This is a genomic window from Paraburkholderia sp. J63 (assembly GCF_905220245.1).
In the GTDB taxonomy this organism is placed as follows: Bacteria; Pseudomonadota; Gammaproteobacteria; order Burkholderiales; family Burkholderiaceae; genus Paraburkholderia.
Genome location: NZ_CAJMZF010000067.1, coordinates 1 through 25752 on the forward strand (window position 1 = coordinate 1; position 25752 = coordinate 25752).

A 25752-nucleotide genomic window follows, 5' to 3' on the forward strand; every position below is an offset into this window, starting at 1 on the left:
ACTATGTGTTAACACTAATACGCAATTTTAGCGCCTTTTCATATCGCGCTGCAGCGAAATCCACCTCTGGAACCGCTGCTGCGCGCACGATTCGGGCGCACGGAAAGTGCCCGCGCGCCTCGCGTGGAGGCGCTTTCAACTCAAGTCATTCTGATAGTAATACCCGGTTGTGACATACCAACCGCGGCGCACCTCGACCGGGCGATCTCCATAGGTATAGGACACGCGCTCGACCGATAGCAATGGAAAACCGGCCGGAACATTGAGCAGATCGGCCACGGCGGGCTCGGCGGCGACAGCGCGGATCTTCTCGCTCGCACGAATCATGCGCGTGCCGAAATCGGCTTCGAACATGGCGTAGAGCGGCCCTTTGTATTCGGCGAGCCGCTCGGCCGTGAGGCCGCGGAACACGCCGCCGGGCAGCCAGATCTCGTCGAGCACCGTGCTCTCGCCATCGAACTGCAGCAGCCGCTTGATCAGCACGACCGGGTCGGCGGGCTTCAGATCGAGCTGGCGCGCGATATCGGCGGAGGCGCGCAGGCGCCGGCACTCGAGCAGCCTGCTCACGTGCGGATGTTCGGCGCCGTCATCAGCCAGCAATCTCAGGAAGCGAAACTGGGCACGTTCTTCGTTGTGCGTCGCAACAAACGTGCCCTTGCCCTGGCGGCGCACCAGCAGGTTCTCTGCAGCGAGCTCGTCGATCGCCTTGCGCACGGTCCCCTGGCTCACCTTGTAGCGGGCGGCCAGTTCGACTTCGCTGGGGATGATTTCGCCGGGCTTCCATTCGCCGGAGACGAGGCTCTGCGTAATGAGCCCCTTGATCTGCTGATAGAGCGGACTGAAGGTGGGAGACGTGGCAGTCGCGGGAGTGGGCGCAGACGGGCGCGCCCCGCTCTCTGGAGCGGAGGAATTCGCGTTGCTGACCGGGTTCGCACTCATGGCGCGCATTTCAACATAAAGCCCCCCGGAAATCTACCCTTTTGGGTGCAATAGATATGTCTTATATAAGACATAAGATACTGTTGACTTTGCCCCTGCCGGCTCCTACACTGCCGGACGAGCAAGGGTTTGCGGGCAACTCGAAGGGTCTGCCGGCAGCATCCACCTCGTGGCGAAATACGCCGCAGGGCCGCCTTGCACCATGCTGTTCCTCCATGCAGTAGAGGTTTCGATCCGTCCCGGGCCGGCCAAGCTGTAGCAGGAGCCGGCACACGCGCAGCGGCCAGCGTCGGCGTTCCTCTCCAGGATGTTCTCCTACCCCGGGTGGCCTATCCGGGCACCCGCCTCCCCATTGCTTTGTCGCACAGGTTAAATGGCGATCCCGCTTCCCGGCGCGCGGCGCGATGCTCACAAGGCCTCGCACGCACGCCCCGCAAAAGGATCGCCGGATTCACGAACGCTTCGCGTAACGCGCATATAGAATGGCGTTTTACCCTGGCGTCTAACGCATCTTCCTGGAGATTTTCAATGGCTAAGTCCGCAAAGCGCGTTGCCGTCACCGGCGCCGCAGGTCAGATCGCTTACTCCCTGCTGTTCCGCATCGCAAATGGCGACCTGCTCGGCAAGGATCAGCCCGTCATTCTGCAACTGCTCGACCTGCCGCAAGCGCAAGCCGCCGTCAAGGGCGTCGTGATGGAGCTCGACGACTGCGCATTCCCGCTGCTCGAGGGCGTGGTCATCACCGACGACCCGAAGGTCGCGTTCAAGGATGCCGACGTCGCCCTGCTGGTTGGCGCGCGTCCCCGTTCGAAGGGCATGGAGCGCAAGGACCTGCTCTCGGCCAACGCCGAAATCTTCACGGTTCAGGGCAAGGCGCTCAACGACGTCGCCAGCCGCGACGTGAAGGTGCTGGTGGTCGGCAACCCGGCCAACACGAACGCCTACATCGCGATGAAGTCGGCGCCGGATCTGCCGAAGAAGAACTTCACCGCCATGCTGCGTCTGGACCACAACCGCGCGCTCTCGCAACTGGCCGCCAAGTCGGGCAAGCCGGTCGCGTCGATCGAGAAGCTCGCCGTGTGGGGCAACCACTCGCCCACCATGTACCCCGACTTCCGTGTCGCAACGGCGGAAGGCGAGTCGCTGACCAAGCTGATCAACGACGACGAATGGAACCGCAACACCTTCATCCCGACCGTCGGCAAGCGCGGCGCGGCGATCATCGAAGCGCGCGGCCTCTCGTCGGCGGCTTCGGCAGCCAACGCAGCGATCGACCACGTGCGTGACTGGGTCCTCGGCACGAACGGCAAGTGGGTGACGATGGGCATCCCGTCCGACGGCTCGTACGGCATCCCCGAAGACATCGTCTACGGCGTGCCCGTGACTTGCGAAAACGGCGAGTACAAGCGCGTCGAAGGCCTCGAAATCGACGCATTCTCGCGCGAAAAGATGGACGGCACGCTGAACGAACTGCTCGAAGAGCGCGACGGCGTGGCTCACCTGCTCGGCAAGTAAGCCACGCAGGCCGACCGGGACTCCGTAGCAGCGCGACGGGTTCCGGTTTTTTGCGCGTCGATGCAGCAAGACGCGCAGGTGCGCGAGCGCCGCGGCCCAGGCCGCACGGCTCGCGCCTGATCGCAGGCTGCCTGATTCCACAGGCGGCCTGCGATCAGGCTCCTCCACAACACTCGACACCCCCGACGCCGAAGATGCGCGCCCTCACCCCCGCCGAAGTGCTGTTCGACGGCGAAGCGCCGCCGATCCTCCTGCCCGTGTGCGATCACTACGCCGGCAGCGAGAAGCTGATGCTGAAATCGCTCGCGCTGCAGCAGCAGCTCGGCCCGGTATTCGATCTCACGCTCGACTGCGAAGACGGCGCCCAGGTCGGCCGCGAGGCCGAGCACGCGGAGCTCGTCGCGTCGCTGATCGGCGGCGAGCACGACCGCTTCGGGCGCGTGGGCGTGCGCATCCACGACTTCCATCATCCGCACTGGCGCGACGACGTACGCCTCATCCTGCGCGCCGCGAAGCGCGCGCCGGCGTTCATCACGCTGCCGAAGATCCGCGCCGTGGGCGACGCCGCCGAAATGACGGCGTTCGTCGAGGCCACGCGCGTCGAGATGGGCATCGAAAAGCCCATTCCCGTGCAGTTGCTCGTCGAAACGCATGGCGCGCTCGCGCGCGTGTTCGACCTCGCCGCGCTGCGCGGCGTGGAATCGCTGAGCTTCGGCCTGATGGACTTCGTCTCCGCGCACGACGGCGCGATCCCCGACACCGCGATGCGCGCGCCGGGCCAGTTCGATCACCCGCTCGTGCGCCGCGCGAAGCTCGAAATCGCCGCGGCCTGCCATGCGTTTGGCAAGGTTCCGTCACACAACGTCAGCACCGAAGTGCGCGACATGGAAATCGTCGCGAACGACGCGCGCCGCGCACGCAACGAGTTCGGCTACACCCGCATGTGGAGCATCCATCCGGCGCAGATTCCGGCCATCGTCGCGGCCTTCGCGCCGCGCGACGAGGAAATCGTCACCGCCGCCGAGATCCTGCTGGCCGCGCAAGCGGCACAATGGGGTCCGACGCGTCATGGGGACACGCTGCACGACCGCGCGAGCTACCGCTACTACTGGTCCGTGCTGCGCCGCGCACGCACGACGGGGCGCGCCGTGCCCGCCGAAGCCGCGCCGCTGTTCGGTTCGGGCGCTGTCATGCCGGACGCCGCTCCGTAGGCTGAGGCGGCGCAGGAAACGACTTCGTGAATGGCAAGCGTTTATTTTCGAATGGGAAAACTGAGTCCGTACCGATAAATAGGTGAAAATAGCGTCCGCTGCGTGCTTTCGGGGCGCGCGCAGTGCAACCGGCGGCTGCATCCGGCAGCCGCGCACTGATCAACCGATTTAGAGAGATAAAGGTCCGACTCCATGAAGAAACTGCTGATCGCTACCGTTATCGGCGCGCTGTCCACGACGATGATGCTGGCAGCCACCGAAGCCGCCGCGCAAACCTCGTCGACGACGGCCAAGGCCAAGAAGCCGGCACCGAAGCACAAGATCATCAAGCGCAAGGCGAATCCGGCCAAGGAAGCGAAGGTCGATCCGATCCCGGCCGGCTCGGAGCACTGGACGTGCGCCGAAGGCATGGCCTTCGACCTGAAGGGCGACATGGCGCGTGACCAGATCGTCACCGTTCACTGGGCGAACAAGAACTACAACCTGCCGCGTCAAACGACGACGACGGGCGCCGACCGCTTCCACGACGCCGCGACCGGCCTCGACCTGGTCGTGATCCCGACCAAGGCGATGCTGTTCTCGGACAAGGACAGCTCGCGTCTCGCCGACGAGTGCAAGACTGTTGCAATGCAGCAAGGCGCGATGGCGCCGACGCAAGCCGAAGCGCTGAACCCGGCCAACCGCGCCGCGCCGGCTGCGGGCGCGAGCGGCGCCGCAGGCCAGTAAGCGGGCCGCACGGGGAGCCTCGATGTCCGCCCACGTCTCCAACGTCAGGCCGCAGCCGGATCGGGTACTCGTCGATATCGTCGACTACGTGCTCGATTTCGAGGTCGACAGCGCGCTCGCGCTGACGACGGCGCGCTACTGCCTGCTGGACACGCTCGGCTGCGGGCTCGAGGCGCTCTCCTACCCCTCCTGCACCAAGCTGCTGGGACCGATCGTGCCGGGCACGATCGTCCCGCACGGCGCGAAGGTGCCGGGCACCGCATTCCAGCTCGACCCGGTTCAGGCCGCGTTCAATATCGGCGCGATGATCCGCTGGCTCGACTTCAACGACACCTGGCTCGCCGCCGAATGGGGCCATCCGTCGGACAACCTCGGCGGCATCCTCGCGACCGCCGACTGGCTCTCGCGCACGGCCGTGGCCCACGGCAAGCCGCCGCTCGCCATGAAGCGCGTGCTCGAAGCCATGGTGAAGGCGCACGAGATCCAGGGCTGCATTGCGCTCGAGAACTCGTTCAACAAGGTCGGTCTCGACCATGTACTGCTCGTGAAGCTCGCCTCGACCGCCGTGGTCGGCGAGATGATCGGCCTCACGCGCGACGAGCTCATCAACGCCGTCTCGCTCGCGATGGTCGACGGCCAGGCGCTGCGCACCTACCGCCACGCGCCCAATACGGGCTCGCGCAAGTCGTGGGCCGCCGGCGACGCGACCTCGCGCGCCGTGCGCCTCGCGCTCATCGCGAAGACGGGCGAGATGGGCTATCCGTCCGCGCTCACGGCAAAAACCTGGGGCTTCTACGACGTCTCGTTCAAGGGCCAGCCGTTCCAGTTCCAGCGTCCGTACGGCTCGTACGTGATGGAGAACGTGCTGTTCAAGATTTCGTTCCCCGCCGAATTCCACGCGCAGACCGCCGCCGAAGCCGCGATGACGCTGCACGGCGTGCTCGCGCAGCGCGGCTTGACTGCACAAGACATCCAGCGGATCACCATCCGCACGCACGAAGCGGCGATCCGCATCATCGACAAGACCGGGCCGCTCGCGAACCCGGCCGACCGCGACCACTGCATCCAGTACATGGTGGCCGTGCCGCTCCTGTTCGGGCGCCTCACGGCCGCCGATTATGAGGACGACGTCGCGCAGGACCCGCGCATCGACGCGTTGCGCGCGAAGACGGTCTGCGTCGAAGACCCGCAGTTCACGAAGGACTACCACGACCCGGCGAAGCGTTCGATCGCCAATGCGCTGACCGTCGAACTCAACGACGGCACCACGCTCGACGAAGTCGTGGTGGAATACCCCATCGGTCACAAGCGGCGCCGCGACGAAGGCGTCCCGCTTCTGATCGAGAAGTTCAGGACCAACCTCGCGCGCCGCTTCCCCGCGAAGCAGCAGCAGGCGATTCTCGATGTCTCGCTCGATGCGGCACGGCTCGAAGCCATGCCGGTGAACGAGTACGTCGACTTGTACGTCATTTGAGCAAGCAGGCACTCAGGTAGTTGTAAAGCGTAATTTCCGCGATTAAACGAAGGAAAACACCATGGCCCACAACCTCCACAAAACGCTAAAGGAATTCGACAGCGGTTCCGGCAAAGGCAAGTTCTACTCGCTGCCGCAACTCGGCAAGCAGCTTGGCGTGAAGATCAATCGCCTGCCGGTCTCGATCCGTATCGTGCTCGAGTCCGTGCTGCGTAACTACGACGGCAAGAAGATCGCGGAAGAGCATATCGAGCAACTCGCGAACTGGAAGCCCACCGCGGCGCGCGTCGACGAAATCCCGTTCGTCGTCTCGCGCGTCGTGCTGCAGGACTTCACCGGCGTGCCGCTGCTCGCCGACATCGCGGCCATGCGCGGCGTCGCCAAGCAGGTCGGCAAGAACCCGAAGGTCATCGAGCCGCTCGTGCCCGTGGACCTCGTGGTCGACCACTCGGTGCAGATCGACTACTTCCGCCAGAAGGACGCGCTCGACCTGAACATGAAGCTGGAATTCCAGCGCAATAACGAGCGCTACCAGTTCATGAAGTGGGGCATGCAGGCGTTCGACACGTTCAAGGTCGTGCCGCCGGGCATCGGCATCGTCCACCAGGTGAACCTGGAGTACCTCGCGCGCGGCGTGCACAAGAAGAGCGAAGGCGCGGATACGGTCTACTACCCGGACACGCTCGTCGGCACCGACTCGCACACCACGATGATCAACGGCATCGGCGTGGTGGGCTGGGGCGTGGGCGGCATCGAAGCCGAAGCGGGCATGCTCGGCCAGCCGGTCTATTTCCTCACGCCCGACGTCGTGGGCGTGGAGCTCAAGGGCAAGCTGCGCGAAGGCTGCACGGCCACCGACCTCGTGCTCACGATCACCGAAATGCTGCGCAAGGAGAAGGTCGTCGGCAAGTTCGTCGAGTTCTTTGGCGTTGGCACGGCCTCGCTCTCGCTGCCGGACCGCGCGACCATCGGCAACATGGCGCCGGAATACGGCGCGACGATGGGCTTCTTCCCCGTCGACGACAAGACCATCGACTACTTCAAGGGCACGGGCCGCACCGAAGCCGAAATCTCGGCGTTCGAGAATTACTTCAAGGCGCAGGAGCTCTACGGCATTCCGAAGGCCGGCGACATCGATTACACGAAGACGCTCACGCTCGACCTCGGCACGGTCGCGCCGTCGCTCGCGGGTCCGAAGCGCCCGCAGGACCGCATCGAAATCGGCCACGTGAAGTCGACCTTCACCGACCTGTTCTCGAAGCCGGTCGCCGAAAACGGCTTCAACAAGAAGGCCGACGACCTCACGGCCGAATACGCGGCGGGCGAGCAGGTCAAGCTGCACAACGGCGACGTGCTGATCGCCGCGATCACCTCGTGCACGAACACCTCGAACCCGAGCGTGCTGCTGGCCGCCGGTCTGCTCGCGAAGAAGGCCGTGGAAGCGGGCCTCACGGTGGCGCCGCACATCAAGACCTCGCTCGCGCCGGGATCGCGCATCGTCACCGAATACCTGACGAAGACGGGCCTCTTGCCCTACCTCTCGAAGCTCGGCTTCGAGCTCGCGGCTTACGGCTGCACGACCTGTATCGGCAACGCGGGCGACCTGACGCCGGAGCTGAACGAGTCGATCACGAAGAACGACGTGGTCGCCGCGGCGGTGCTCTCGGGCAACCGTAACTTCGAAGCGCGTATCCACCCGAACATCCGCGCGAACTTCCTGGCTTCGCCGCCGCTGGTGGTCGCCTACGCGATCGCGGGCAACATCACGCGCGACCTGATGACCGAGCCGGTGGGCAAGGGCCGTGGCGGCCGCGACATCTACCTCGGCGACATCTGGCCGACCAGCGAAGAGATCAACGCGCTGCTCAAGTTCGCGATGGACGCCGACGTCTACCAGAAGAACTACAGCCAGCTCACGAAGAAGGGCGACCTGTGGAGCAAGATCGAGGGCGAAGAAGGCCAGGTCTACGACTGGCCGAAGTCGACCTACATCGCCGAGCCGCCGTTCTTCGGCACGGAATTCTCGATGACGCCGTCGTCGTCGGTGGCTGAGGTCAAGGGCGCGCGCGCACTGGGCATCTTCGGCGACTCGGTCACGACCGACCACATCAGCCCGGCCGGCTCGATCAAGGAAGACTCGCCCGCCGGCAAGTGGCTCAAGGAAAACGGCGTGCAGAAGGCCGATTTCAACAGCTACGGCTCGCGCCGCGGCAACCACGACGTCATGATGCGCGGCACGTTCGCGAACGTGCGCATCAAGAACCTGATGATCCCGGCGAAGGCCGACGGCACGCGCGTCGAAGGCGGCCTGACGATCCACCAGCCGAGCGGCGAGCAACTGTCGATTTACGACGCCGCGATGAAGTACATCGACGCCGGCACGCCCACGATGGTGTTCGCGGGCGAGGAGTACGGCACGGGCTCGTCGCGCGACTGGGCGGCGAAGGGCACGCAACTGCTCGGCGTGAAGGCCGTGGTCGCACGCAGCTTCGAGCGCATCCACCGCTCGAACCTCGTCGGCATGGGCGTGCTGCCGCTGCAGTTCAAGGGTTCGGACAGCGTGCAGTCGCTCGGCCTGACCGGCGAGGAAACGTTCGACGTCGAAGGCCTGACGGACGACTTCAAGCCGCAACAGGACCTGACACTCGTGATCCACCGCAAGGACGGCAAGGACGAGCGCGTCCAGGTGCTGCTGCGCATCGACACGCCGATCGAAGTCGACTACTACAAGCACGGCGGTATCCTGCCGTTCGTGCTGCGCTCGCTGCTCGCGGCGTAAGCAGGCGGTTTTGCAGGGACTGTATCCGGCAACGGATGCAGTCACACTTGGAGCCCGACGCGAGTCGGGCTTTTTTTTCATTGCTGCCGATTTTTGACAGGCGTAAGGTGAATCCCGCCTCTTGAGAACAGGCGAGCCTTATGACCCCGGCCGACGGACACCGTCCCGACCGGGGTTTTTTCTGCGCGTATCGTGGGGAGAGGCTTCTGGAGGCGCACGGCGCAAGACCTGCGGCGCCGCGACGAATTCGAAATATGACGGATCACCGAATGAGGAGTTCGGCATCGCTCCAGCCAGAGCTAGACCCGTCATGGAACGTATTATCGGCCCTCGCGGCCGATACGTCATTAGCGCAAGGCGCAAGAAACCATTACGTAAACTGTCAGATTTGAAGACAGCCCTGCGCCGCGCCGACGAAGCAGGCGCAAGCGCTCGCGGCCGGGCGGCCCGCATTGCCGCCCGCATCCGCTAACATGACGCTTCCATCACGCTTTTGCCCACGCCGCACTGCCCGCTTTGCCCACTTATACCCTTGCCACCACCGTCAGCGCGGAGCTCGAGATCCGCAAGAGCCGCTTCATCGGTCTCGCGATTCCGGTCGACGGCCGCGAAGCGGCCATGGCCGAGCTGCGCCGTCTGCGTGACGAGCACCCCACGGCCACGCACGTCTGCTGGGCGCTGCTCGCGGGCGGCCAGTCCGGCATGTCCGACGACGGCGAGCCCTCGGGCACCGCGGGCCGCCCGATTCTCGAAGTGCTGCGCCATCACGATCTGGACGGCGTGCTCGCCGCGGTGGTGCGCTATTACGGCGGCGTGAAGCTCGGCGCGGGCGGACTCGTGCGCGCCTATACCGACGCCATCGCGAGCGCGCTGCAGGACGCGCCGCGCGTGGAGCGCATTGCCCAGGCGCGCCTGACCGTCGAGGTGAGCTACGCCGACGAAACGCGCGTGCGCCACTGGATCGAGCAGGAGCAGCACACGCTGGCCGACAGCCGCTACACGATGACCGTGAAGCTGACGATCCAGCTTCCCGTCACCGCGCTCGATGCCGCGCGCGAGACGCTGCGCGATCTCACGCAAGGACGCGCGGGCTTTCCCGAGTACGAGTGAAAGAGGCGCCGCGAATGCGCAAAAAAAAACCGCCGTATGGCAACGGCGGTTAACAGGGGACGTGAAGAACAACCGCGAATCGACTATCGAATCGATCCGACGTGCCCATCATGGCGATCCAAAATTAAGGAAAACTTAAACGCACGCAAAAGAGCGGGAAACTTGCGCGACCACGTATGACGCGCACGCGCTGAAAGCGCAGAATCCCCCGATCGCTATAATCGTTTCGAGTCTTGACGCAGGCCGCATTGCCTTGCGAATCCCGGTGAACTCCAGCGCAATGCGGCCCGCCATCAACGGGAAAAGCCATCATGATTTTCGATCGTATAAGGGCAGGCGCCGGTCCCGAACGACGCCACCGCGTCTGGAGCAAGCTGCGCATCTTCGTTGCCGCGCTCGGCACGCTCGGCTCGGCGACCGGCATCGCCATCGCCGTGACCGGGCTCGTGGAATTCAATCACACCAAGGTAATCACCGGCGTAGCCGTGATCCTCGTCTGCACCGCGGTGTATGTCTCGATCCTCGTGCGCGATCGCAATCGCGTCGACTGAAACGGTTAGATCCACGCGGTGACATCCGCACCATCAGGCTCAGCACATCGTCACGCGGGCACCGGAACCTCGACGATGCTGCGATAGTGGTCATACACGCGCTCGCGTTCTTCGCTCGCGAACTGGCGCTTCTCTGCAAGCTTGAGCATGCGATGCCGGTCGATGCCGAGCGCCGCATAGTAGCGCTCCGCATGCAGGCGCCGAAAGCGCAGATAGAAGTCGGGACCCGGCAGGCCCGAAGCGGTCGCGAGCAACGACGCATAGTCGGCCAGGCGCGGCTCGCATAGCGCCGCCGCGGCGGCCTCCAGTTTTTCGTAGCGCTCGTGCAGCGGCACGCTCTGCGCGAACAGCGCGTGGAATGCGCCATACGATACGAGTCCACGTCGGCTTGCCGCGCGCTGCAGCAGACGTCCCACCTTTTCGTCGATGTCTTTATGCATGCCTGTCGATCATCTAGCGGATCATCAATCGGATCGAATTTTCAAAACGATTCGCGCAAATTCGGAAAGCGCATTCTGCCCAAAATTACCGATTCGCTCTCGCAATGTGTCGCAGCAACGATGCAAAAAACAAAGATTGCAAACATTTCCGGCGCACCGCGCGCCAGCCATCATGGCGTGAATGGACAACATTCACGGGCAGAGTTAAGCGATTTGGATAGGATCATTTTTTCCGGTAGGCCAGGATAATCTGTAAGTCAAGCAGACTATTTTTCCGCTAGCTATACACATTCCCTACAAAAACAATTATTAATATCCCCTGCGGAACACCAAAGCAGTCCGCACGCGCCTTGTCAGGCGCATTGTTTCGCCGTCCGCGACGGTCTCGCATCAGCGAGAGCCATGCAAGACCGTGGCAAGCGAGAAGACCCGCATGCACCAAAGGGTTGACAGGAGCGGCGCATCCGCAAGCCGCATGTCCGGAATCTTTCGTTGACGAGTGATCACATGCTTACCAGAACCGAGAGTTTGCCGAGTGTCGCGCGCAGGATGGCGGCCGGCCAGATGTTGGTAGAGGGCGCGACGGTGCATGCCGTGGCCGATTCCCTGCACCTTTCCGCCCAGACGGTGCGTCGCTACAAATCGATCGTCGATGGAGGCGGGCTCGCCGCGCTGCAGCAGATGAGCGTGGGCGGCCGGCCTTCGGTGCTCGACAAAGCGGCCATGGGCTGGATCGCGAGCGCGCTGCATGGCTCCGCGCGCGAGTATGGCTTTCCGAGCGATGCGTGGACCAACAGCCGCGTGCGCGAGCTGATCGGCCGCCAGTTCGGCGTGCACTATTCGCGCGTCTATACCTGGCAGATCGTCTCGAATCTCGGCCTCGGCCATCGCCTGTCGAAATCGGCGCGCTGAAAGCCTGCGCGTCTTACGGCGCGGAGCTTCGGTGACCGGGTTTGGATCACCGGGCCTGGGTCACTGCGCGGCCGCGCCGGTCCACTGCTTCGCGATCACCTGATTGCGGCCCGCTGCCTTGGCTTCGTAGAGCAGGGCATCGGCGGCGCCCAGCAGCTTCGCGCCGCTGTCGCCCACGGGCGGCTCGCAGCTCGCGCAGCCCACGCTCACCGTGACGCGCCCATAGCGCGAGCCGCTGTGCGCGAGGTTCGACATCTCGATGCGCCGGCGGACCTTGTCCGCGATCTTGCGCGCGCCCTGCAGCGCGGTGCCCGGCAGCAGCACCGCGAACTCCTCGCCGCCGTAGCGCGCGGCCATATCCGAAGTCCGCCGCGTACCCGCCGCGATGCGCTCGGCCACGAGCTTGAGCACTTCGTCGCCGGCGGCGTGGCCGTAGGTGTCGTTGAAGATCTTGAAGTGATCGACGTCGAAAAACAGTATCGAAAGCGGCGTCTGCTCGCGCGACGCGCGATGCCATTCGGCAACGAGCCGCTGGTCCAGCGCGCGGCGGTTCGCGAGCCCTGTGAGCGGGTCCGTCACCGCGAGGCGCTGCAACTCGCCTTCCGCGATCACCTTGTCGCGTAGCGCAAACGCGAGCACCCACGAGACCGCCACCCACGCGCCGCCAAACAGCGTCGTCATCGCGAGCGCGAAGTAGCCGCGCCGGCGCCAGGCCGCGAGGATATCGTCGACCGCGGGCGCGACGCCCACGATGATGGGCGTGCTGCCCACATGTGCGTAGGTATAGACGCGCTCCACGCCATCCGCTTCCGCATGCGCCGTGAAAGTGCCCGCGTCGTGCTGCGAGACGATCTTGTAGTTGCGCCAACCCGAATAATCGGCGCCCACCCCGAGCGGCAACGGCGGCTTGCTCGCGAGCAGCGTGCCGTCCTGCATGATGATGAAGACGCCGCCGCGCCGCCCGATGTCGATCCGGTCGAGCAGTTGCTGAAAATAATCGAGCCGCACGGCAACCAGCGCAACGCCCTCGAATGCGCCATCGGGCCCGTCGATGCGCCGCGTGAGCGCGATCGAGGCCACGCCGCGGCGCAGGCGCGACTGATAGGGCTTCGAGAAGAAGAGCCCCGCATTGGGGTTGCGCTGCTGCGCGAGGAAATAATCGCGGTCCGCGAGCGAGACGCCGGGCGCGTCGATGCCGCTCTGCGACGCCTTGAGATACCCCTGCGCATCGAGCACGTAGGCGCCGCCCAGATAAGAGGCCGCCGTCGCGCGGTCGAACAGCACGCGCTGGCGCAGCGCCCGTGGCATCGACCACGTCTCGGGCTGCCGCGCGCCCGCCACCACGGCGCGTAACGAGAGATCGTAGAGCTCGACGTTGCGCGCGATGTCGCTGCTCACGAGACGCACGATGTTGTCCGAATTCTCGACCGCGTGACGCAACTCCTCGACGCGCCCGGCGTAGAGCGCCGCATAGGTCAGCGCCGCCATCAAGGTGGCGACCAGCGTTCCCACGAGCCCCGCCAGGAACGGATTGCCACCGATCAGCCGCGTGGCGCCCTTGCCGCGCGCCAGCACCCAGTTGTGCGCGCGCAGCCGCAGATGGGGCGCAAACACGCGCCGCGCGGACCCGGGTCCGGTGGACGGCTCCCCTACAGGCTTGTGAACGCGGTCAGACACGTACGCAACCCTCCGTCATCAATCGACTCGCGCCCCCCGCGCAGCGCCCGATCCGGCGCTGCGGCCAGCGATGCGCGCAGGTGTCATCAATACGTCATAGGCGCTTTGCATGATCGGAAGCGTTGCTTTCACCGCCTTTCAGCGCCATCCCATCCCCGTTTCGCGACTTCCCGTCCGCGCTATTTTTCTGAGGAATCCGCTCGTCATGCCCGATCTTTCCCTGTCACCGCAACCGGGCACCGCGTCCGCACGTGGGCGCAATGCGAGCGTGCTCATCTTTCTGCTCGTGATTGCCGCGGGCGCCATCTACGTGGGCATGCATCTCGCCGACGACCTCTCGCCCGTGCGCGAGCACTCCACGCTGCCGTGGTTCCTGCTCGGCATCGCGCTCCTCATCGCGCTGGGCTTCGAATTCGTGAACGGCTTCCACGATACCGCGAATGCGGTGGCAACGGTCATCTACACGCATTCGCTCACGCCCAACCTCGCCGTGATCTGGTCCGGCGCCTGGAATTTCCTCGGCGTGCTCACCTCCACGGGCGCGGTGGCGTTCGGCATCCTGCAGTTGCTGCCCGTCGAGCTGATCCTGCAAGTGGGCAGCAGCGCGGGCTTCGCGATGGTCTTCGCACTCCTGATCGCGGCGATCATCTGGAATCTCGGCACCTGGTACTTCGGCCTGCCTTCGTCGAGTTCGCATACGCTGATCGGCTCGATCATCGGCGTGGGCCTGATGAACCAGTTGATGCACGGCGCGGGCGGCACGAGCGGCGTGGACTGGAGCCAGGCGATCGGCGTGGGCAAGTCGCTGCTGTTCTCGCCGATCGTCGGCTTTCTCGCCTCCGCCCTGCTGCTGCTCGTGCTCAAGGCGCTCGTGCGCGTGCCCGCGCTCTATGCCGAGCCGAAGGGCAGCGAGCCGCCGCCGTTCTGGATTCGCGCACTGCTCATTCTCACCTGCACGGGCGTCTCGTTCGCGCACGGCTCCAACGACGGCCAGAAGGGCATGGGCCTCATCATGCTGATCCTGATCGGCACCGTGCCCACCGCTTATGCGCTCAACAAGGCCGTGACGGCGAGCGAATCGCAGAACTTCGTCGCGGTCTCGCAGCAGGCCGCGCGCACGCTCGACAAGTACAGCAACGGCGTGGCCGTGCCAGCGGGCGGCGCCGATGCCGTGCGCGCCGAAGTCGAGCGCTACATCAACACGCGCAAGCTCGCGCCGCAGACGGTACCCGCGCTCGCCGCGCTCTCGACCCAGGTGGGCCAGCAGGTCGAAGACTATGGCTCGATGGCGGCGGTGCCGCAATCGGTCGTGGATAACGTGCGCAACAATATGTACGTGATTTCCGAGGCCATCCGCCTGATGGAAAAAGCGAAGCAGCCCGCGTTCGCCGCCGCCGACGCGCGCGCGATCCAGAACTTCCGCAGCCAGATCGACCACGCGACCCAGTTCATCCCGACCTGGGTGAAGGTGGCCGTGGCGATCGCGCTCGGCCTCGGCACGATGGTGGGCTGGAAGCGCATCGTGGTGACGGTGGGCGAGCGCATCGGCAAGCAGCATCTGACCTACGGCCAGGGCGGCTGCGCGGAACTCGTGGCCATGGCGACCATCGGCGCGGCCGACATCTACGGCCTGCCGGTCTCGACCACGCACGTGCTGTCCTCGGGCGTGGCGGGCACGATGGCCGCGAACGGCTCGGGCCTCCAATGGAGCACGGTGCGCAGCCTCGTGCTCGCCTGGGTGCTCACGCTGCCCGCCTCGATCGCGCTCGCGGGCGCGCTGTACTGGGTGTTCCGCCACACGTTCTGAGGCGGCGCGCGCAGGCGAAAAAAGCCGCGCCCCACGTCAGGTGGGGCGCGGCTTTTGCGTTTGCGCCGGCGTCCGCCAGCGTCAATACCCGGTCAATAGATGTCCGGCACGATCATGTTCTCGGGCACCGGCTGGCGAATGTAGTCGGGATGATGGACGCGCGAGGGCAGCGTCACAGTCGGATGCTCGATCTCGTGATACGGCACCTGGCTCAGCAGATGGCTGATGCAGTTCAGGCGCGCGCGCTTCTTGTCGACGCCCTGCACGACCCACCACGGCGCCTCGGGAATGTGCGAGCGCTGCAGCATGACTTCCTTCACGTGCGTGTATTGCTCCCAGCGGCGGCGGCTTTCGAGATCCATCGGCGAGAGCTTCCACTGCTTGAGCGGATCGTCGATACGGCTCTGGAAGCGCACTTCCTGCTCGTCGTCGGTGATCGAGAACCAGTATTTGACGATCTGAACGCCGCTCCTCACGAGCATCTTTTCGAACTCGGGCACCGAGCGGAAGAACTCCTCGTACTCCTCGTCGGTGCAGAAGTTCATCACGCGCTCGACGCCCGCGCGGTTGTACCAGCTCCGGTCGAACAGCACCATTTCGCCGCCCGCGGGCAGGTGCTGCACGTAGCGCTGGAAATACCACTGCGTGCGCTCGCGGTTGTTCGGCGCGGGCAGCGCCGCCACGCGGCACATGCGCGGGTTCAGGCGCTGCGTGATGCGCTTGATGACGCCGCCCTTGCCCGCCGCGTCGCGGCCTTCGAAGATCACGACGAGCCGATGGCCCGTGCTCACGATCCAGTCCTGCATCTTCACGAGCTCGCCTTGCAGCCGGATCAGCTCGCGGAAATAGACGCGGCGCAGCGCGCGCGTCTCGTCGCTGATCTCGAGGCCGTTTTCCTGGAGACGGTCGTCGACTTCCATTTCGAGCTCTTCGTCGTAGGCGTCGATGAGCTCTTCGTCGAGACGGCGGCGGCGATGCCGCTCGACGTCGGCGGCGGTTTCGGAACCCACTTCGGACCCGAGTTCGTGATTGGCTTCGTGCTCGACTTGCCCGGCACGGTCCAGTTCGTTCATGGCGACTTCTCCTCTTGCGATGAATGGCATCCGCGCCAGCCGCGCTTTGGAAACATCGAGCGCGGACGGACACGGCCACGCGCCACTATCGGCGCTGCCGGTGTCATTCATATTTCAGACGCATCGACGCACGCCGTGCACTGCGGCTCAGGCCAGCGGCTTCGCGAAGCTCAGCTCATGGCCGTCCGGATCGATCAGATGAAAGTAGCGCTCGCCCCACGGCGCGTCCTGCGGCGCGAAGGCGGGCGTGAGGCCCGCGGCCAGCGCCTGCGCATAAAAGGCGTCCACGTCCGAGACGTAGAAGATCGCGCGCCCCCAGCCATCGACCTTGCCGTGCGGGCCCTCCAGCAGATTCAGGTAACACTCGGCGGCGCCGGCCCCGCCGCCCAGCACGAACGACGCGAACCCGGCAACGGCTGAAGCCGATTTGTGCACGAAGCCAAGCGCCTCGTAGAAGCGCACCGAACGCGCGATGTCGCTCACGGTGAGCGTGATGGCGCTCAGGGATTCGATACGTGCGACGGGCGGGTTCATGGCCTGGCCTCCTTGTAATCGTGTTCTTGCGGGCGCCGCTTTATCTGCGCGGCTCGGCACGGATCGGCGAAAGACCGTTCGGCCAGCGTCCGTTCTCTCCCGCCGACTTTAGCAGCCTTTGGCCGCGGCGGCCCGCTTGCGTGCGCGCGTCTTCTGCCCACTGGTTGGACCAGTTTCGGGCTCGCCGTGCTCCTCGTTCACCCGCGCGCGCACGAAGTCGATATGGGTTTGCATGGCCGTGCGCGCCTCTTCGGGGCGCCGCGAGAGGATCGCCTCGCACAGCGTGCGATGCTGCAGCAGCAGATGATCCGACGCGTCCGCGTTCTGCTCGCGCAAGCCCGTGCCGTTGATCGTGATGTGCTCGCGCAGCACGCCCAGCACGCTCGTATGCAGGTGCAGGAACATCGCGTTGTGCGACGCCTGCGCGATCACTTCGTGCAGCTTCGCGTCGGTGTCGGCCTCGGTGGCCTTGTCGTCGGCGGCGCGCGTGCACTCCAGCTCGTGCATCAACGCGCGAATGCGCGCGAGGTCGTCGTCGCTCGCGCGCAGCGCCGCGAAATACGCGGTCGCCCCTTCGAGCACGCGGCGGAATTCGAGGATGTCGTCGCGCAGCGCCGGATGGTCGGCCACCAGTTGCCCCCACGGCGAGGCGAAGCCGGTGCGCAACTGGTCGGTCACGAACACGCCCGCGCCCGCGCGGCTCGCGACCAGCCCGCGCGCGGCGAGCCGCTGGGTCGCCTCGCGCACGGTGTTGCGCGCGACGCCGTATTGCCCGGCGAGCACGCGCTCGGACGGCAGCTTCGCGCCCGCGCGCCACGTGCCATCGAGCAGCGAGGTCTCCATCTGCCGCATCACCGTTTCGACGCGTCCGCGCGCACCGGCCCTGTCCCTCATTGATCGTCCCCGAACGTCGTGTCCTTCGGCGGCGGCGAGCCGGATCGCTGGTGACCCACTGGTCCAACCAGTTTGAACCCGCCGCCCGAAGCGGGAATTATGCGCCACAAACCTGCCGTCTCCATCGCGGCCAGCTCTGCAGACGCGTCATCAGCATCTGCACGCGGGGCCGGGACGACGCGCCATTCGACACCGAGCGAGACATGAAGCCACGGCAATACCCCACCGGCCCGCGCCCTACCGACGTCTACCTGTTCGCGACCTGCCTCGTCGACCTGTTCGTGCCCCAGGCCGGACTGGACGCGGTCAAGCTGCTCGAGCGCGAAGGCCTCACGGTCCACTTCCCGCGCGGCCAAAGCTGCTGCGGACAGCCCGCGTATAGCAGCGGCAATCCGCGCGAGGCGCGCGAGGTCGCCCGCGCGCAGCTCGGCCTGTTCGACAAGCCCTGGCCCGTGATCGTGCCGTCCGGCTCGTGCGCGGGCATGATGCGGCACCACTGGCCCGCGCTGTTCGAGGACGGCGCAGCCAACGCAGTTGACGAAAGGGACGTGGCACGGGCTCAGGCGCTCTCGGAGCGCGTCTACGAGCTCACCGAATTCCTCGTGCGCGTGCTGGATGTGGACCTCGGCGCCGCCGGCGCCTATGGCGACACCGCGCTCACGCAGCCCGAAGAGCGCGTCGTGCTCCATACCTCATGCGGCGCGCGCCGCGAGATGGGCACGCGCGTGCACGGCGTGGAGGCCGTCGATGCGCTGCCCGGCGTTACCCGCATCGACCACGAGCGCGAATCCGAATGCTGCGGCTTCGGCGGCACGTTCTCGCTCAAGCATCCCGACATTTCGGGCGCGATGGTCGCCGACAAGATCGCCTCGGCGTGCGCGACCGGCTGCAACCGGCTCGTTTCCGCCGACTGCGGATGCCTCCTCAATATCGGCCATGCCGCCGAACGCAAGGGCGCGCCGCTCGCCGTCGAGCACCTCGCTTCGTTCCTGTGGCGCCGCACCGGCGGGGAGGCCGCATGATCGACACCCTCGATACCCTCGGCGCCCGCGCGCGCATGCTCGACCGGCTGCGCGCAAGCGCGGACGAAACCGCGTCGCCCGTAGACGGGCTCGACCAGCGCATCGACGCACACTACGCACAGCAGCGCGAGCAGGCGGCAGAAACGCTCGCTACCCAGGCGGCTCGCGTGTCCCAATTCCAGCGCATGCTGGAGGCCGCGCACGCCCAGGTCGTCTGCGCGAGCGCGGAGGCGTGGCCCGCCGAGCTCGCGCGTCGCCTTGCGGACGCAGGCGTAAAGCGGCTGTTGCTCGACGCCGCGAGCGCGGAGGGCGCGGCACTCGTCGACGCACTGCGGTCCGCCGCAACGGGCGTCGAAGCAGGCGGTTACATGGAGCCGATCGAAGCCTGGAAGTCCGAACTGTTCGAGAGCATCGACGCGGGCTTCACGGTCGCGCGCTCGGGACTCGCGGCCACCGGCACGCTCGTGGTCGTGCCCGATGCGAACGCGCCGCGCACGGTCTCGCTCGTGCCGCCGTTGCACGTCGCGCTGATCCACGCGCGCACGCTGCACGCGGACCTCCACGCGGCCGTTGCCGCCGAACGCTGGCGCGACGGTATGCCCACCAATCTCGTGATGATCTCGGGCCCTTCGAAGACCTCGGACATCCAGCAGACCACGGCTTACGGCGCGCACGGACCGCGCGCGTTGTGGGTGATCGTCGTGACCGATGACGAAACCGGCGCGCCGGAACCGGCTGCGAACTTGCCAACGAACTCGTCCCATCACGGAGCCGCGCAATGAGCACGACCGCCCACACCACGCGCGCCGCGAGCCCTGAAAACACGCTGCATTTCGTCCCCACGGCCGAGTTCCGCCAGCGCGCCCGCGCGGCGCTCGACGATCCGCAACTGCGCCAGAGCTTTCGCGGCGCGATGGATTTTCTGCAGGGCAAGCGCGCCGCGCAATTCCCGCAAGCCGACGAGCTCGAGCAACTGCGCGACCTCGGCGAGGCGGTGCGCCAGCACGCGCTCGCGCGTCTGCCCGAATTGCTTGAGCAGCTCGAAGCGAAGCTGCAGGCGAACGGCATTCACGTGCACTGGGCCGAAACCGCCGACGACGCCAACCGCATCGTCCACGCCATCGCGCAACAGCATGCGGCCACGCGCGTCATCAAGGGCAAGTCGATGGCGAGCGAGGAGATCGAGCTCAATCATTACCTTGCCGAGCGCGGCATCGACTGCATCGAATCGGACATGGGCGAGTACATCGTGCAGCTCGCCGGCGAAAAGCCCTCGCATATCGTGATGCCTGCGATCCACAAAACGAAAGCCGACATCGCGCATCTGTTCGAAGAACACATTCCGGAAACGCCCTATACGGAAGACGTCGATGCGCTGATACAGACGGGCCGCCGCGCGCTGCGCCGCGCGTTCGTGGATGCGCAGATCGGTCTCTCGGGCGTGAACTTCGCCGCCGCCGATACGGGCACGCTCTGGCTCGTCGAGAACGAGGGCAACGGCCGCCTCTCGACCACGGTGCCCGACGTGCATGTCGCGATCATGGGCATGGAAAAGGTCGTGGCCAAGCTCGAGCACATCGTGCCGCTTTCGAGCCTGCTCACGCGTTCGGCCACGGGCCAGCCGATCACCACGTACTTCAACCTCATCAGCAGCCCGCGCCGCGCGGGCGAAAAAGACGGCCCGCGCGAAGTCCATCTCGTGCTGCTCGACAACGGCCGCAGCCAGGCCTGGGCCGACGCGCAACTGCGCGCCACGCTGCAATGCATCCGTTGCGGCGCGTGCATGAATCATTGCCCGGTGTATACGCGCATCGGCGGGCACGCCTACGGCACGACTTATCCCGGCCCGATCGGCAAGATCATCTCGCCGCATCTGCTGGGACTCGACGCGACCGCCGACCTGCCCACCGCGTCGAGCCTGTGCGGCGCATGCGGCGAAGTCTGCCCCGTGCGCATTCCGATTCCGCAACTGCTGGTGCGCCTGCGCACCGAAGCGAACCGCTCGCCCGACGAGGCCGTCGCGCATCCGCTGCGCGGCCAGGGCGCGAATCACAGCCGCAGCGAGCAGTTCGTCTGGCGCTTCTGGAGCGGCGCGTTCGCGCATCCGCGTGCGTATCGCGCGCTGCGCTGGGCCGCGACGCGCCTGCGCGCGCTCGCGCCTTCCCAGCAGATGGGCTGGACGCAGCACCGCACGCCGCTCTTGCCCGCGCCGCGCAGCCTGCATGATTTGCTGCGCGAGCGCGACCAGCCGCAGTAACCCAATTACATTTCATCAGGTATGCGAAATTAAATCGCGAATCTGGATCGCTAGTTTAGACCAAACAAGCATGCCCGATGAACGCGCGTGACCCGCGCGTCACCCTTTCGACCCGCATCCACGGAGGAGACCGTAATGCAACCCTGGCATCAGATCTATACCCCGCTCGGCAGCTTGTGGCTGTCCGCGCTCGTGGCCGCCGTGCCCATCCTGTTCTTCTTCGTCGCGCTCGCCGGCCTGCGCCTCAAGGGCCACGTCGCCGCGTCGATCACGCTCGTGCTCGCACTGGGCGTGGCCATCTTCGAGTACGGCATGCCGGTGCGCCAGGCGCTCGTCTCGGCGGGCTTCGGCTTCGCCTATGGTTTGTGGCCGATCGCGTGGATCATCGTCACGGCGGTGTTCCTCTACAAGATCGTCGTGAAGACCGGGCAGTTCGAGATCATTCGCGCCTCCGTGCTCGCGATCACCGACGACCAGCGCCTGCAACTGCTCCTGATCGGCTTCTCGTTCGGTGCGTTCCTCGAAGGCGCGGCGGGCTTCGGCGCGCCCGTGGCGATCACCTCGGCGCTGCTGGTCGGGCTCGGCTTCGAGCCACTCTACGCGGCGGGCCTCTGCCTCATCGCCAATACCGCGCCGGTGGCGTTCGGCGCGATGGGCATCCCCATCATCGTCGCGGGTCAGGTGACGGGCATCGACCCGTTCCTGATCGGCGCGATGGCGGGCCGCCAGTTGCCGCTGCTCTCGCTGTTCGTGCCGTTCTGGCTCGTCTTCATCATGGACGGCAAGCGCGGCCTCAAGGAGACCTGGCCCGCGGCGCTCGTGGCCGGCGGCAGCTTTGCCGTTACGCAGTACTTCACGTCGAATCACATCGGACCCGAGCTGCCGGACATCACGTCGGCGCTCGTGAGCCTCGTCGCGCTCGCCGGGTTCCTCAAGGTGTGGCAGCCGCGTCGCGTCGCGCAGGGCGCGAACGTGCGCGTGAGCGGCGGCGTGGCCGCGCTGGGCGGTTTCAACGGCGGCTTCAGTCGTGAAACGCAGCCTGCTTCGTCGAGCCGTCAAGCCTCGCCGTACAGCATCGGCCAGACCGTGCGCGCCTGGTCGCCGTTCATCCTGCTGACCGCCATCGTCACGGTGTGGAGCGTCAAGCCGTTCAAGGCCCTCTTCGCCGCGAAGGGTCCGCTCGCCGGCACCGTGCTGAGCCTGCACGTGCCCGGTCTCGATCAGCTCGTGGTGCGCACCGCGCCCATCGTCGCCTCGGCCAAGCCTTACGAGGCCGTGCTAAAAATCGACTGGCTCTCCGCCGTGGGTACCGCGATCATGCTCACCGCCATCGTCTCCACGATCGTGCTGAAGATGAAGCCGCGCGCCGCCGTGGCCACGTTCTTCGAGACGCTCGGCGAATTGCGCCGCCCGGTGCTCTCGATCGGCCTCGTGCTCGCCTTCGCGTTCGTGGCGAACTACTCGGGCATGTCCTCGACACTGGCGCTTGCACTGGCCGGCACCGGCGCCGCGTTCCCGTTCTTCTCGCCGTTCCTCGGCTGGCTCGGCGTATTCCTGACTGGTTCGGATACCTCATCGAATGCGCTGTTCTGCTCGCTGCAGCACACCACGGCGCACCAGATCGGCGTCTCGAACACGCTGCTCGTCGCCGCCAATACCTCGGGCGGCGTGAGCGGCAAGATGATCTCGCCGCAATCGATCGCCGTGGCCTGCGCGGCAACGGGCCTCGTCGGCAAGGAGGCCGCGCTGTTCCGCTTCACGGTGCGCCATAGCCTCTTTTTCGCGGCCATCGTCGGCGTGATGACGCTGATCCAGGCCTATGTACTCACGGGCATGATCCCCCATTGAGCGCGCGAAAAACACGCTCACCCCGCGTTTTAAGGGACTTTTAAGCCGCGCTGCCTACTCTGGATGACCGGGCTCGCATTCGAATGCGAGCCGCATATTGAAGTTGACGTTCCCGGTCGACAGGCACTGCCCGCGACGTTCCCCCCGCCACGCGCTTGATCTCGGCAGGTGGGAGGCATTTGCGCGGGTGGGCACAGGCCGGGTACGATCTGCCTGCCTGATATTGCGCGCTGTCTGCTGCAACGCCATCAGCGCGGGTAGTGCCGGAGCTTCTGCGTAGATATGGCGATTCCTCAATTTTTCTGCTCCGTATCGAGAACGAGACTTCGCTCCGCCGCGACCAGCCTGACCGGGTCGGTCTTCTTCCACTGCGCCTTCGGGATCAGCACCGACCACCCGGCGTCGGACGTGTCGCGAAGGAACGCCGCCACGCCCACGTAGTTCGCCTCGTCGCCGATGGGCTCCGATACCTTCAGCGTCTGCCCCGGCCCAAGCGTGACGTCCTGGCTCCGGAGCGTCGCCACCTTCAGCGTGTCGCTGCCGCCGAGCAGTTGCGCATAGGTCGCCGTCGCAAAGGGCTTGTCATCCTTCAGCTGGACAATACGCAGCACGACCGGCAGCGACGCGCCGCGCGTGTCCGGATTGAGCGCGCCGCGCGCGACGATGGTGAGGTCCATCTGCTTCACCTTCGACACGAACACGGCCTGCGTCGCCGCCACCGTGCCATCCTTGACCGACTGCACCATGCCGCACGACGCAAGGGCCAGCGCAAAGCCGGCAATCAGCGTGCCTTTCACGATCGCGTTCTGCATCAGAAAGCCGCTCCCTTGAACTCGATGGCCGGATAGACCGTCTCCTTTCCGTCGATGCACAGTAGCAGCCGCATGGAATGGTGATAGCAGGCGTAACGGCCAATAAAATGGTTGAGTACGTCGCCAAAGAGTACGGCGTCGCCGGGTCCATCAAAGGCCGTAGGGTCGAGGTCGACGTGTACGCAGACCTCGCGGTGCATATAGGCCCGCTGAAGGACGTTTTTCGCGGACAGCCGCACCCACCGGATGGCCTCGATACGCCGCGTCGGCCCATCGTCCGGCACCCAGTCGTAGAGTTCCAGCGTCTCCTGCAGCGCCTCTTCGCCCTCCGCCGAGATCCGGTTGATCTCGTTCGCGCCGCCCGCCGTAAACTGGCCCAGCACACGCCAGTCATATCCCGGGTAATAGCGCGGCGGGTAGACCGGTGGCGTCGGCGCCATCAGGTTGCGCACCGATGCGATGCCGGTAAATCCCGAGACGGTCCCGGTAATCGTCGCTTCGGTCAGCGCCATCGCCGGCAGGCGCCCGTTGTTCGCGAGCGCGCGCACCGTCAGGTAGCCGTCCGGCGGCGGGCGGTCCTCGTCGTCCCGCGCGTCGCGGTGCGTGCCCGACCAGAGCTGGCCCTCCAGCGTGACCCACAGTTCCCGCCCGTTCGCGCCGTAGCGTGTCGAGGTGACGTAATAGCGCTCCGGCCTGTCATAGCGCGTGAGCCAGCCACGATGGCGGAAGCTCCTGAACGCCTGGTAGGCATGCTGCGCACTGCTCTCCGGGTTCGTAGCGATCACCGCGAGCAGGTCGTACAGCTCGACATGGCCGGCGAGGCCGGGCTGCGCCACAATGGGGTGCTCCGTATCGTGCCAGCCGGCAGGCCGCAGCGGCAGCGCGTCGACCTCGAACAGGTTGATGACGGGCGTACAGAAAAGACGGAAGCTGCCGCGGCTGACCGGATGATCGCCGGGCATCCGCCCGTCGAGTTCGATCTCGAACGTCATCTGCGTTTCGCCGGGCGGCAGGACCGTCGTATCGAAACCGCACAGGTCGACAAAATGGAACTTCTGCGGAAAGACGAAGTATTCCAGCATCGTCTGCTCGCGGTCGAGTTCCTCGTCGCGCTTCGCGTCCGTCACCGGCCACAGCCGCGTCGACGGGCCGAAGCCCGACGCCTCGAAGCGCACGTCGGGCTGCGGCTGCAATGCGCCGTCGCGTACCGACGGCAGGCGCACGCTGATCGCGGCCACCTGGCGCGTCAGTGCCGCGTACAGCGCGGCAGCGGCGGCCCGGTCGCCGTGCAGGTACAGGCGGATGCGCGAGAGGTCTACGCGCTCGCGCTGCTCCCCGAGCCAGAGGCCGAACGTGAGGCGGATGACCGTGCGTCCGTCGGCGCGCACCGCGACGAGCGCATCCTCCACTGAAAGCGGCAGCAGATCGACCGCCTGCGTCGTCCGGTACGGGCACTGCACGCCCTCGGGACCGATGGGCGCCGAGCGCACCACGGCGCCCGCCGGGATCTGCGCCGGCGTCTGGACGGTACGGTTCAGCGGCGTGCATTCGATGACCGACAGCGAGGGAATCGTCCGACCCGCGTACTCGTACAGGTTGTCGATCAGCGGGTCGGTGATCTCCGGCATGGCGTCGCCGAGCTTGTAGCGCAGCCGCGCCATGAGGAACGCGAAGCCTTCAAAGACTGCCCGGACCGACTCCTCCGGTTCGCCGTAAAGCAACCCCATGCGGCGCGCGGCCTCGGGTTGCGCCTGGGCAAACTCGCGAGCCGCCTCGCGCAGGTAGCGCATTTCCCCGTCGAAATACCTCAGGAACGGATTCTCGTGCCCGGAAGGGTTCTTCTTCCACGGTGCGGTCAAGGTTGTAACTCCGGGGGCAAGGGTGGCAGGCCGGAGATCGCGCCGGCGCGGCCCGGCACGAAGATGCGCCCGGGCATCGTGAAGCCGCGCAGCCTGAGCAGGTCAAGCGGACCTGCGCCCGCCTGCACGCGCAGCAGGTAGCGTAGTGGCGAGGCGGCATCGCTCGCCGCGACCGCCGAAGCGGCCTTCGTGTCGCCGCTGGCCGCCGCGCCATTCCAGACCAGTTCGAAGCGCGAGTCGTCGAGCGGCTTGACCTGGGCTTTCTCAAGCATGCGCAGAAACGCCCAGTCACCCGTGGCGTCGGACGCGATG

22 protein-coding genes are annotated in these 25752 nt (G+C 66.0%); 13 read left to right on the forward strand and 9 right to left on the reverse strand.

Features of this window, described 5'->3' with window-relative positions; all coding sequences use genetic code 11:
• Positions 1-135 precede the first annotated feature (135 nt).
• Entirely contained in the window at positions 136-948 is an 813-nt protein-coding gene (locus tag U5775_RS36485; protein WP_415913744.1) for a GntR family transcriptional regulator, read from the reverse strand.
• A gap of 519 nt (positions 949-1467) precedes the next feature.
• Here U5775_RS36485 and U5775_RS36490 point away from each other — a divergent pair.
• The 7 genes from U5775_RS36490 to U5775_RS36520 all read left to right on the forward strand — a co-directional run bounded on the left by U5775_RS36490 (position 1468) and on the right by U5775_RS36520 (position 10305).
• The gene (locus tag U5775_RS36490; protein ID WP_322062994.1) at positions 1468-2454 is read left to right on the forward strand and encodes a malate dehydrogenase; all 987 of its coding nucleotides are present in this window, start codon (positions 1468-1470) and stop codon (positions 2452-2454) included.
• Positions 2455-2648: 194 nt separating this feature from the next.
• Positions 2649-3665: an HpcH/HpaI aldolase/citrate lyase family protein gene (locus tag U5775_RS36495; RefSeq protein WP_322062995.1), complete on the forward strand. Its 1017-nt coding sequence runs from the start codon at positions 2649-2651 to the stop codon at positions 3663-3665.
• Between the two features lie 192 nt (positions 3666-3857).
• Positions 3858-4391: a hypothetical protein gene (locus U5775_RS36500; RefSeq protein WP_322062996.1), complete on the forward strand. Its 534-nt coding sequence runs from the start codon at positions 3858-3860 to the stop codon at positions 4389-4391.
• Positions 4392-4413: 22 nt separating this feature from the next.
• Positions 4414-5865, forward strand: a complete 1452-nt coding sequence (locus U5775_RS36505; protein WP_322062997.1) for a bifunctional 2-methylcitrate dehydratase/aconitate hydratase — start codon at positions 4414-4416, stop codon at positions 5863-5865.
• A gap of 61 nt (positions 5866-5926) precedes the next feature.
• On the forward strand, positions 5927-8644 hold the full coding sequence (gene acnA, locus U5775_RS36510; protein ID WP_322062998.1) for an aconitate hydratase AcnA: 2718 nt from the start codon (positions 5927-5929) through the stop codon (positions 8642-8644).
• A gap of 516 nt (positions 8645-9160) precedes the next feature.
• Positions 9161-9754, forward strand: a complete 594-nt coding sequence (locus U5775_RS36515) for a YigZ family protein (protein ID WP_322062999.1) — start codon at positions 9161-9163, stop codon at positions 9752-9754.
• A 311-nt stretch (positions 9755-10065) separates the two neighbouring features.
• Positions 10066-10305: a hypothetical protein gene (locus tag U5775_RS36520; RefSeq protein WP_322063000.1), complete on the forward strand. Its 240-nt coding sequence runs from the start codon at positions 10066-10068 to the stop codon at positions 10303-10305.
• 50 nt (positions 10306-10355) lie between these two features.
• Here the strand turns inward: U5775_RS36520 and U5775_RS36525 are convergent, their stop codons facing one another.
• Complete coding sequence (locus U5775_RS36525; protein WP_322063001.1) at positions 10356-10745, reverse strand: hypothetical protein; 390 nt, start codon at positions 10743-10745, stop codon at positions 10356-10358.
• 507 nt (positions 10746-11252) lie between these two features.
• Between U5775_RS36525 and U5775_RS36530 the strand changes: the two genes are divergently transcribed.
• Positions 11253-11657: a helix-turn-helix domain-containing protein gene (locus tag U5775_RS36530; protein ID WP_322063002.1), complete on the forward strand. Its 405-nt coding sequence runs from the start codon at positions 11253-11255 to the stop codon at positions 11655-11657.
• Positions 11658-11717: 60 nt separating this feature from the next.
• Here U5775_RS36530 and U5775_RS36535 read toward each other — a convergent pair whose 3' ends face one another.
• On the reverse strand, positions 11718-13334 hold the full coding sequence (locus U5775_RS36535; RefSeq protein ID WP_322063003.1) for a sensor domain-containing diguanylate cyclase: 1617 nt from the start codon (positions 13332-13334) through the stop codon (positions 11718-11720).
• A gap of 205 nt (positions 13335-13539) precedes the next feature.
• Here U5775_RS36535 and U5775_RS36540 point away from each other — a divergent pair, with 205 nt between their 5' ends.
• Complete coding sequence (locus U5775_RS36540; protein WP_322063004.1) at positions 13540-15141, forward strand: inorganic phosphate transporter; 1602 nt, start codon at positions 13540-13542, stop codon at positions 15139-15141.
• A 92-nt stretch (positions 15142-15233) separates the two neighbouring features.
• Here U5775_RS36540 and ppk2 read toward each other — a convergent pair whose 3' ends face one another.
• The 3 genes from ppk2 to U5775_RS36555 all read right to left on the reverse strand — a co-directional run bounded on the left by ppk2 (position 15234) and on the right by U5775_RS36555 (position 17642).
• Positions 15234-16214 carry a polyphosphate kinase 2 gene (ppk2, locus tag U5775_RS36545; RefSeq protein WP_322063005.1) on the reverse strand — a complete coding sequence of 327 codons (981 nt, stop codon included), beginning with the start codon at positions 16212-16214 and terminating at the stop codon, positions 15234-15236.
• A gap of 147 nt (positions 16215-16361) precedes the next feature.
• Entirely contained in the window at positions 16362-16748 is a 387-nt protein-coding gene (locus U5775_RS36550) for a VOC family protein (RefSeq protein ID WP_322063006.1), read from the reverse strand.
• A 108-nt stretch (positions 16749-16856) separates the two neighbouring features.
• Entirely contained in the window at positions 16857-17642 is a 786-nt protein-coding gene (locus U5775_RS36555) for a FadR/GntR family transcriptional regulator (RefSeq protein WP_322063007.1), read from the reverse strand.
• Between the two features lie 203 nt (positions 17643-17845).
• Between U5775_RS36555 and U5775_RS36560 the strand changes: the two genes are divergently transcribed.
• The 4 genes from U5775_RS36560 (at position 17846) to U5775_RS36575 (ending at position 22769) form a co-directional block, all read left to right on the forward strand.
• Positions 17846-18664: a (Fe-S)-binding protein gene (locus U5775_RS36560; protein ID WP_322063008.1), complete on the forward strand. Its 819-nt coding sequence runs from the start codon at positions 17846-17848 to the stop codon at positions 18662-18664.
• Positions 18661-19446, forward strand: coding sequence for a LutC/YkgG family protein (locus U5775_RS36565; RefSeq protein WP_322063009.1), 786 nt, complete (start codon positions 18661-18663; stop codon positions 19444-19446). The genes U5775_RS36560 and U5775_RS36565 overlap by 4 nt, the downstream gene beginning before the upstream one ends.
• Positions 19443-20921: a LutB/LldF family L-lactate oxidation iron-sulfur protein gene (locus tag U5775_RS36570; protein WP_322063010.1), complete on the forward strand. Its 1479-nt coding sequence runs from the start codon at positions 19443-19445 to the stop codon at positions 20919-20921. The genes U5775_RS36565 and U5775_RS36570 overlap by 4 nt, the downstream gene beginning before the upstream one ends.
• Positions 20922-21056: 135 nt before the next feature.
• Positions 21057-22769, forward strand: a complete 1713-nt coding sequence (locus U5775_RS36575) for a lactate permease LctP family transporter (protein ID WP_322063011.1) — start codon at positions 21057-21059, stop codon at positions 22767-22769.
• Positions 22770-23062: 293 nt separating this feature from the next.
• Here the strand turns inward: U5775_RS36575 and tssJ are convergent, their stop codons facing one another.
• From tssJ to U5775_RS36590, 3 genes are all read right to left on the reverse strand, one after another.
• On the reverse strand, positions 23063-23581 hold the full coding sequence (gene tssJ / locus U5775_RS36580; RefSeq protein ID WP_322063012.1) for a type VI secretion system lipoprotein TssJ: 519 nt from the start codon (positions 23579-23581) through the stop codon (positions 23063-23065).
• Positions 23581-25440: a type VI secretion system baseplate subunit TssF gene (gene tssF / locus U5775_RS36585; RefSeq protein ID WP_322063013.1), complete on the reverse strand. Its 1860-nt coding sequence runs from the start codon at positions 25438-25440 to the stop codon at positions 23581-23583. Before tssF ends, tssJ begins: the two co-directional genes overlap by 1 nt.
• Positions 25437-25752 (reverse strand): hypothetical protein (locus U5775_RS36590; RefSeq protein ID WP_322063014.1); only part of this gene is annotated, 316 nt, incomplete at its 5' end. The genes U5775_RS36590 and tssF, both read right to left, overlap by 4 nt.